Below are 9311 nucleotides of genomic sequence, written 5' to 3' on the forward strand. Positions count from 1 at the left end.
GGTTCAGCCCTGCAAGGCCTTCCGGATGACTGCCGGGTCGAGCCGGTCATGCTCGGCAATGGCGACCAGTGAAGTCGCCCGCGTTTCTCCGGCCCGCCAGGGACGGTCATAGTGGCTGCGCACACGGGGCCCCACCGCCTGAACCAGCAGCCGCATCGGCTTGCCCGTCACCGCCGCGTAGCCTTTCACGCGGAGGATTCCATGATCGCGCGCCAGAGTTTCGATCCGCGCGGAAAGACCGGCCGGGTCGGCGATCTCGCCAAGCACGATCACCGTGCTGTCGAAATCCTCGTGCTCGTGATCGTCCGCGCCGTCGTGATGCGAGGGGCGGGCGGCAAGGTCGTCCTCCGCAGCCGCACCCAGCCCGAGAATGACGCGCGGATCGACGGCGCCCTCGGTAAGCTCGATTACCGGCACGGGGCGAGGGGCTTCCGCCGCGATTATCGCGCGGGCAGCGGCAACGCCGTCCGGCCCGGCCAGATCGGCCTTGGTCAGCAGCACCAGATCGGCGCAGGCCAGCTGGTCCTCGAACACTTCCGAAAGCGGCGTTTCGTGATCGATCCCGGGGTCGGCGGCACGCTGGGCCTCCACTTCCGCCAGATCGGGCGCGAACCGGCGGGCCGCGACCGCTTCGGCGTCGGCCAGAGCCAACACCCCGTCCACCGTGATCCGGCTGCGGATGGCAGGCCAGTCAAAGGCTTTCAGCAACGGCTTGGGCAGCGCCAGCCCGGATGTCTCGATCAGGATATGATCGGGGCGCGGATCGAGCGCCAGCAATTGCTCCACGGTGGGAATGAAATCATCGGCCACAGTGCAGCAGATGCAGCCGTTCGCCAGTTCGACGATGTTTTCCGCCGGGCAATCGGGAATGGCGCAGGACTTCAGGATCTCTCCATCGACGCCCAGCGTGCCGAATTCGTTGACGACCACCGCCAGCCTGCGCCCTTCCGCATGGCGGATCAGATGCCTGATGAGCGTGGTCTTCCCCGCCCCCAGAAAACCAGTGACGATGGTGACAGGCACCTTTGACAGATCGGGCACTTCAAAGCCTCCGCACGCCGGAACGACGAAAGGCGGGGCTTGCCGGTAGAACACCGGCCGGCGCGCGGACAACGGGCGGGCGCGCCAAAGGCACCCGAAACCACGCGGCCGTGCAGCCCCAGCCGCACAGCTTCGTCGCCCAGACGGAGAATTACCGTGCCGTGACCATCCCCTGGATCAAGGCAAGAGCGACCAGTGCGCCGGCAGGTCTCCTGGCTCGCGGGTCACAGCTTGATGCACGCCTTCCCAGATGCACACTGCGTGTGCGATCCAGTGGCTGCCCCATTTTTCAGACAGGGGCATGTGCATCGCGCTATCCGCTTACAGTTGCAGGGACAGCCGCGGATTTGGGAGCACGCTCCCGCACCGCATTCCCGATTAAGCCCCTCCCGGGGCACCGGCGCGATCATCGAAGGACGGGATCGCTCCCGCCTTCGGAGGCTCCCCTAACCGAAATCAGCAGCTTCGCCAATGGCCGTCATGCCCTGACGGCGACCTCGATTTCATCGAAGCGGCGCCAGCGATAGATCGCGAAACTGGCGATCCAGCAGAACACGAACAGGCCGATGATGGCAAAGCCCAGACTGTTGAAGTGTTCGCCCAGTTCGCCCGCCGCCTCCCACGGCGCCCCGGTCAATCCGAATTTCCCGCCGATCAGGGCCATCGCCTCGATCCCGCCGATAACGATGGCAACCAGCACCGATATCAACGTGATGGTGATATTGTAGTAGAGCTTGCGTATCGGCTTCACGAAGGCCCACTCATAGGCGCCCAGCATCACCACGCCATCCGCGGTATCGACCAGCGCCATGCCAACCGCGAACAGGGTGGGCAGAACAAGGATCGTCCCGATCGAGAAGCCGTTTGCGCCCTGGTGGGCGGAAAGCCCGAGAATGGCGACCTCCGTGGCGGTATCGAAACCGAGTCCGAACAGGAAGCCGAGCGGCGCCATGTGCCAGCTGCGGCTGATAAGCTGGAACATCGGCCGGAAAAAGCGGGCCAGCAGCCCCTGCCCTCCCAGCAGCAAATCAAGATCCTCCCCGGCATAGGCCCCGCCAGCGCGCACATGCGCAAAAGTCTTCCATGTCGACCGCAGGATCATCAGGTTCATTGCCGCGATGGTAAACAGAAACAGCACGGAGACGGTCGTCGCGACCATGCCGCCGATTTGACCGAACGTCTCGAATTGCGAAAGGGCACTGGCGGTCAGGGCGATCGTGACGGCCGCCGCCATGACGATCGCGGAATGACCGGCCGCGAACCAGAGGCCAACCGTGACCGGCCGCTGGCCGTCCTGCATCAGCTTGCGGGTCACATTGTCGATCGCCGCGATATGATCCGCATCGACAGCGTGCCGCAAGCCGAGCCCCCAGGCGAGCAGAGCCGTGCCGATCATCAACGGCTGGCTGTGGAACAGCCATAGCGCCCATGCCCATGCGCCGACATTGGCCGCGGCCAGCAGGCCGAACAGCCAGCCGATACGGCGGCGCAAGGAAGAGGACGCGGCGGAGGGGCCTGGGGCGGCCGTCCGCCTGCTCGAAAGAAATCCCGATATCACGCATGCAAACTCCCGGCGTCTTGCGACAAGGCCGGGGCCGGCGCGCGCATCGGCCGCACGCCACAGGCGGCCGGCACACGTCTCCAATGCGGCCCCCGCCGCTCATTCGTCGCTCAGACGGAGTTCACCGTGCCGCGGCCATCCCCTGGGCCAGGGCAAGAGCGACCAGACGCCGGCAGGTCTCCTGGCTCACGGGTCACAGCTTGACGCACGCCTTCCCAGACCTCGCATGATTTGGTGCCCGGCCCAGTGGCTGCCCCCTGTTTAAAAGGAGCGATGTGCATCGCGCTATCCGCTTACAGTTGCAGGGACAGCCGCGGATTTGGGAGCACGCCCCCGCACCGCATTCCCGATTAAGCCCCTCTCGGGGCACCGGCGCGATCAGCTGGAATCGGCAATCCGCCAACTCCAGAAGGCGGACTATCAATCCTGTCCGGCAATGCAAGATTGAAGCATCAGTACTTTGAACAGTGCGGCACTATCTAAGGCGGCTTTCGTAGAGGCTTTGCATCATCCATCGTCCCTGCCAACAACAGGCGCCTCGCCACGAACGCTGCCCAAAAGGCAAAGCAACTCTGTGGATGGGCTTTGCACACAACCACCGCAACGCGCCAACACCAGCTTGTACCCGGCTGTTCGGCCGAAAACAGAACCACTTCTTCCTTGCCGTATTGCAGCGCATCCTTCGACGTGCGGCGCTGAACGCGCAGTCCGCAAATGGCGGTATAAAAGCGAGGTCTTCCACCACAAGCCTTGTCAGCACAAGCGTAGGAGGCGCAGTCCCGGTCGAATGCAATCCTCCCGGTTCACTCGAACACCACATGGACCTTTGTTTCCGCATTGCGGGCGCGCAGGGTCATCATGGTTTCGGGGAGTTTGGCCAGTTCGACAGTGCTGGTGATGATTGCCTTCGGGTCCACATGGCCCTTGTCCATCTGCTCAGCGATAAAGAGGAAATCCCGCATCTCGTATCCGACCAGGAACTGGTAGGTGAGGCATTGATAGGCCGCCATGGCAGGCATCAGCACGTCGGGCCGGGTGCAAAAGCCGAGCGAAACAACCTTGCCATAGACACCGGCATGCATAGCCGCCTTCATCAACATGCCTTCCGCTCCCACGCATTCGTAAACGATGGCAGGCGCTCCCCCGCTCAACACGTTGGTCAGTTCGGGCGCTTCGTTGCCGCCAAACTGGACAAAGGCATCAGCCCCCATCGCAAGGCACAGATCGCGCCGCCGGGCCGAGCGCGACATGGCTACAATGCGGCGGGCGCCAAGCCTGCGCGCCCAATAGATCGTATAAAGCGCAACGGTGCCCCCGCCGAGAATCACGACGTCGGCCCCCGCCTGCAGGCCGGATTTGCGCACCCCGTAAAGGCTCACTGCGAGCGGCTCGACCAGCGCCCCGTCCGCCATCGACAAGATCGATGGCAGTTTGACAGCCAACGGGGCGGGCACACAGGCCAGTTCGGCGAAGCCTTGTGCCACGCCAGCACCGGTACGGCACATAACGTGATTACCACCGGCACATCCCGGACAATGCCCGCACGCACCGGATGGGAGCACGCTGATCCGGTCACCCGGCTGAAACCCCTCAACACCCTTGCCGAGGCCGACGATCTCGCCTGCAAATTCGTGGCCGAACTGGACACCAGCGCCGTAGTCCCACGCCTCGCCTTTCGTCATGGACAGATCGGTGCCGCAAATTCCGCAGCGCAACACTTTGATGAGCATTTCGCCCGGTCCGGGTTCTGGCTCGGCGATATCCTCGATGACAACCGGCCTTCCAGCGCCGGGATAGATGGCAGCCTTCATCGTGATGCTCCCCTTTCAATGAGGTCGAAGCGTTCGACATAGTTGCCGAACCGTTCTCGCACTTCCCCCGCCGCCAAGCCGAAGTCGGCAATGTCATAGCGGTGCTTGCCATGCGCCATCTCCGGCTTGGCGGCGATACGCAGTGCCATGTCAGCGCGCACCTGCTCCGGCATATCCATCCCGATAAAAGCATAGATGCGTTCCATGACTCCGGCAGGATCGCGATGGAAATCGCCGTGGACGATGTCGAGAACCTGGTCAGGGAAACGTGTCCGTACGGTGTCGGCGCGGCGTATGGCGTTCGCCCATTTCTCGCTTTCGCGCGCCAGCATAATGCGCGCGCGCTGGTCTCTCCGGTCATTCTCGAACACGGGATGCAACTGCATCAGCAGCGAACAGAGCGACGGCACCGCCTTGGCTGGATCGCGATGGGTCTGGATCACCTTGGCATCCGGGAACACGGCAAACAAAAGGTCGAGTTGTTCGATATGGCCAGGATTCTTGAGCAACCAGCGCTTGCCCGGATCATTGCTGCCGATCAGCTGGACGCAGCGCCGGTAGTAGCGATAGGCAGGGCCTTCGTTGGCCGACATGCGCCACGCATCATAGGTCGCCGCCGACCAGCCGCAGCTAAGGATGTTGCTGGTGAAACCATGACTCAGCAACATGCAGCATTCATGGACATCCTCCGCCGCCATACTGTGGGCCGCCCGCTTTTCCGGCGCTTCGCGGTATCGGTTTTCGAGGATCGCAACTGTTTTGCGGTATTCCGCGTAGTCGGGCCAGCGCGCCACTGGCGGGCGCGGCATGGGGCTGTCGAGCAGCCAGCTTTGCAGGCCCTGGAACCGCTGGTCCACCGCCATCAGGCGATGCAGCGCCGTGGTGCCGCTGCGCGGAATGCCGGTAATGACGACCGGGCTCGCGATCTCGGTCGCGCCGAAATTCGGGTTCAGTGCCGTCGATCTGATGGCATAGACGCGGCTTTTCAGCGTGTTGACGACCTGCCCCCAGGCATAACGCCGCCCCTGCTCGGTAAAATGGGGATCGTAATCCATCGACTGCAGCAGGACGCGCAGCCCCGGAAGATAGTCCGGCGGGCCGAAATCATCGGAGCCAACTTGGTCAGCCACCAGTTGGTGAAGCTGATCCAGCGCGCCTTCGAAGCGTTCGGGCGGATCGTAGCTGTCATCCATTCGTCCTGCTTTCCCGACACTCAATCCGTGTCGATCATGCCCTTGAGCTGCGGCCCGCCTGCGACGGTGATCGTCTCGCCGGTAATATAGGCGGCGGCATCGCTTGCGAGGAATGCGACCGTTTCCGCGACTTCTTCGGGCCTGCCCGGGCGGCGGAGAGGGAAGCCGCGCGAAGCGGTTTCGGCATCGAACCCAGTCTTTGCCCAGTTCGCACGGGCCAGCGGGGTCGCGATCATGCCGCAGGCGACCGCGTTGACGCGCACGCCCCTGTGCCCCCATTCCGCCGCTGCCACGCGGGTGAGCATTTGCAGGCCCGACTTCGCAGCGGAATAGGCCGCCACGCCCATCGTCCCGTGCATGCCCGCAAGCGACGAGATGTTGATGATCACCCCGGCCGGACTGACAACAAGCTGGCCATAGGCTGCCTGCGAACAATAGAAGGCTGCATTGAGGTTGAGGTCGACATCCTTGCGCCACCGGTCAGGAGGCATGGAGCGCAGTGGACTGTGCCAGCCCCGGCCTGCATTGTTGATGAGAATATCCAGCCGCCCGAAAACGTCTGCGACGTGATCCACCATCGCCGCAGCCTGATCGGCGTCGGTGACATCGGCAGGAACGGTGACGCACCGCCGCCCTGTCGCCGCACCGATCTCTTCCGCCGCCTTTTCCAGAACGTCTGTGCGCCGTCCCGCCAGCGCGAGGTCTGCGCCGCGCCGGGCCAGCAGTTCAGCCGTCGCGCGGCCAATGCCGGTGCCGCCACCTGTGACGAGCGCGATGCGTCCGGTCAGGTCGAAACTGTCGCAGGCCCCGCTCACCATCTGCGCCTCCGCTGGCAAGCCCGAACCCGCCGGGCGAGTTCCTCGCGCCGTTGGGAAGGTGTGACTACCGGCGTGTCGGGCGGAATGTGGGTACGCAGTTCGGCGAGTTTGACTCGCTTGATTTCCGGCGTGGGCACACTGTCCGCTTCATACCAGCGGCCATAGATACCGCCTTCGGTAAAGCCTGCCGGGTCGAGCCAGTTAGGCACGCCGGGATCGGTCAGCGCAATGACGGCGCGGAACTTCCCATCGCTGCTCAAGGTCGCCATCGCGCCATTGGTGCTGGATAGCCGATAGACGTATTCGAGTGCATTGAAGAGCGGATCGTTGAGCTGGAAATTCCAGTAGCGCACCTGCCGGGGAATCTCGGTCTCGATAATCAGGGCTTCATCTTCCTCCAGCTGGAAGAAGGCCGGCAGGTAGGTCTGCTTGGTTAGCGCCCCGTCCATTTTCTGGGGAAGGAACCGGTTGAAGCCGACCGCATCCTTCACTTTGTCCTGCATCGGGAAATAGAGGCGCGTCTTGCGCACCGGCAACCGCGCCATCCCCTCGATCCGTCCGGCAATCTCTTCGGGGCGGAGCCGCGGTTTCGGCGGAACCTCATCAAGGCATTCGATCGAGATGACCGGGTCCGTTTCATTGGACCAGTCGTAACTGCGGAAGCGGACGAACATGCCCGTCGCTTCACGGTCGATCGGCGCCCAGTTCCCGCTATGGCCTGCCGGACGTTCCGCGCTGAACAGGATCTCGAAATCGCCGTTGGGTTCGTAAGCGATATCGTCATCGTCGATGCCGTTGTGGCCCCAGATCTCCTGCTGGTCATCGACCATTCCCGACATGCCATGCTGGCTGGTGAAGCTGAGGATATGGATCGTACCGCGATTACCGCTGACGCGATAGGACAGGTCACCGCGGATCGGCGAATAGAGGTAGATGTCGTCTGGATTGGGCTGAAGCGTATAGACCGGGTTCCACAGCGGGGCCCAGTCCGGATGCTCTGGTGTCGCGTAGAAATACGCAAAATAGCCATAGGACAGGTTCATCAGCGCTTGCCGATAGAGTTCGGCACGATAGGCCGGATCATCGGGAGACCAGGTGTTTGCAAGCTCGTCTGCTGCCAGCGTCAATGGCGTCAGATGATCGAGGATGTCGTTCGAAATCGGGTCGGTCACAGCTGATATCCGTTCAATTGGCCGGCACATTGGCGAAGAATTCGAGCCCGGCAGCGGTGGGCCAAAGAAATTCGAGATAATGGCCGAACTCCGGCACATCGACGAAGCAGCTGCGCATGAAGCCGGGCGTCTCGCTGACATGGGGTATAGCAAAGCCACTCCGCTCCGCTTCGGCGAGGACGCCCTGCCACTGTCCCTCATCATGCAGCAGGAAGCCGCAATGGTGGTGGCGCATGGCGAACCCTGGTCCGTCCAGCCCCCCGATATAGATGCCGGAACCGGGGCCGGTTGCGGTAAGGATTTCATACATGATCGGCCCGGCCCATGCGAGTTCGACCCGGATGGTTCCTCCTGCCGGGGTCTTTCCCTCCAAAGTGCGAAATTCCGCAATCCCGAGCCTGTCGCGCATAACTTCACATGCGCGATCGATGTCGTTGGTAGCGTAGGCGAGCTGGAAATGTTCCGTGCGCAGCAAGCCCATCGACGGATCGAAATCGGCGGTCGGACGCTGCAGCAGGCTGGCCATCAGTGCTCTCTCCATTCGCAAGCCACGAAGTCGATGGACTTTGAGACTCGACGCATTAGATAGTTTTCACTATCCTATGTCTGAAATGGAAACGCATTCAAGCAAATTGCGGCAGCCCCCGGAGAGACAATGATCCGACAGGTGGAAAAGCGCTCATCGCATGCCGGGCCACCCAAGCGCCGTAATGCAAAGGAAATTCGCGCACTATTGATCGCCGCAGCAACCCGTGAATTTGCTGACAACGGTTACAAGGGCGGAACCACTGCCGCCATTGCCCGCCGTGCAGACGTGACCGAAGCTCAACTGTATCGCTATTTCCCGACCAAGCGTGACCTATTCAGGGCCGCGATATTCGAACCGCTGAATGCGCATTTCTGTGCGTTCATGGACAGGCAGCCGGAAAAGGCGAGCGATGCGCTGGAGCAACGTGACGACGAGCAGGCCTATATCGCCGAATTGCAGGAGTTCATGCAGGAGCACGCCGGTCTGCTGATGTCGCTGATCGTCGTCGAAACACATGGTGCGCGCGATATCGAGGGCTTCGGCGCGATCTCTGGTCTGGAAGAGTATTTTCAGCGCGGCGCAGCCATGATGCGCCGTCGCCACGATAATACGTCCGGCATCGTGCCCGAGTTGCTGGTGCGCATCTCTTTCGCGGCTGTGATGGCGAATGTCCTGTTCAAGGACTGGCTGTTTCCCAGGGGCATCGCCGACGATCGCGACATCGCGGCGGCAATAATGGATTTTACGATCGACGGCCTGTCGAGCCGCCTCGCAGTGAGGCCTGGCGTCGATTCATCAACCAAGGAGCGGGATAGTGGGTAATCGACTGGAAACATTTGCAGAAAGATCCTTTCTGGCCTGTCGGCAGGCCAGTTGCCCGAAGGCCTTCTAACCGACGATGCAGCCCTAGACCTCTTCCTCAGGCGCCTAAATCGACAAGGATCGATACACCGGTAGCATCCGTTTCCTAGCGCAGGCATGTGGACCGGCGTGCGAAAGGAACCCCGTAGCGGGGTGATCGGCGTCCAAGAGAGCCCCTTCATTCTGATGGTTTAGGCAGCGGCCTGGTTTTCCAGGTGGCGAGATCGGGATGTTGGTTGTGGAGAGGCTTTGTTGCGCAAATGACCAATGGATTCCGTTCGCGAATCCAGTTCGTTAAGGGGCGGTGATGAGCAAACCGCCTCGC

The 9311-nt window shown here is 62.3% G+C and carries 8 protein-coding genes and 2 riboswitches; of the genes, 1 reads left to right on the top strand and 7 read right to left on the bottom strand.

The features are described from left to right. Positions 1 to 3: 3 nt before the first annotated feature. The 7 genes from cobW to MTR66_RS19640 form a co-directional block, all read right to left on the bottom strand. A complete protein-coding gene (gene cobW, locus MTR66_RS19610) occupies positions 4 to 1041 on the bottom strand; it encodes a cobalamin biosynthesis protein CobW (protein WP_243924125.1) in 1038 nt (345 codons plus the stop codon). Positions 1042 to 1226: 185 nt separating this feature from the next. Then, positions 1227 to 1458: riboswitch (cobalamin riboswitch) on the bottom strand. Between the two features lie 61 nt (positions 1459 to 1519). Then, positions 1520 to 2533 (bottom strand): HoxN/HupN/NixA family nickel/cobalt transporter, encoded by a 1014-nt coding sequence (locus MTR66_RS19615; protein ID WP_243924128.1) that lies wholly within the window; start codon positions 2531 to 2533, stop codon positions 1520 to 1522. A gap of 223 nt (positions 2534 to 2756) precedes the next feature. After that, a riboswitch (cobalamin riboswitch) is annotated at positions 2757 to 2991 on the bottom strand. A gap of 414 nt (positions 2992 to 3405) precedes the next feature. Next, the gene (locus MTR66_RS19620) at positions 3406 to 4413 is read right to left on the bottom strand and encodes an alcohol dehydrogenase catalytic domain-containing protein (protein WP_243924130.1); all 1008 of its coding nucleotides are present in this window, start codon (positions 4411 to 4413) and stop codon (positions 3406 to 3408) included. Continuing rightward, entirely contained in the window at positions 4410 to 5606 is a 1197-nt protein-coding gene (locus MTR66_RS19625) for a sulfotransferase family protein (RefSeq protein WP_243924132.1), read from the bottom strand. Before MTR66_RS19625 ends, MTR66_RS19620 begins: the two co-directional genes overlap by 4 nt. 20 nt (positions 5607 to 5626) lie before the next feature. Next, on the bottom strand, positions 5627 to 6424 hold the full coding sequence (locus tag MTR66_RS19630) for an SDR family NAD(P)-dependent oxidoreductase (protein WP_243924134.1): 798 nt from the start codon (positions 6422 to 6424) through the stop codon (positions 5627 to 5629). Further along, a complete protein-coding gene (locus MTR66_RS19635) occupies positions 6418 to 7596 on the bottom strand; it encodes a DUF1214 domain-containing protein (protein ID WP_243924136.1) in 1179 nt (392 codons plus the stop codon). Before MTR66_RS19635 ends, MTR66_RS19630 begins: the two co-directional genes overlap by 7 nt. Positions 7597 to 7609: 13 nt before the next feature. After that, positions 7610 to 8122 carry a hypothetical protein gene (locus MTR66_RS19640; protein WP_243924138.1) on the bottom strand — a complete coding sequence of 171 codons (513 nt, stop codon included), beginning with the start codon at positions 8120 to 8122 and terminating at the stop codon, positions 7610 to 7612. Between the two features lie 129 nt (positions 8123 to 8251). On the opposite strand from MTR66_RS19640, the gene MTR66_RS19645 reads away from it, so the two are divergent. Further along, positions 8252 to 8947 (top strand): TetR/AcrR family transcriptional regulator, encoded by a 696-nt coding sequence (locus MTR66_RS19645; RefSeq protein ID WP_243924140.1) that lies wholly within the window; start codon positions 8252 to 8254, stop codon positions 8945 to 8947. Positions 8948 to 9311 lie beyond the last annotated feature (364 nt).

It is taken from the genome of Novosphingobium beihaiense (genome assembly GCF_022832375.1).
Classification (GTDB): domain Bacteria; phylum Pseudomonadota; class Alphaproteobacteria; order Sphingomonadales; family Sphingomonadaceae; genus Novosphingobium; species Novosphingobium beihaiensis.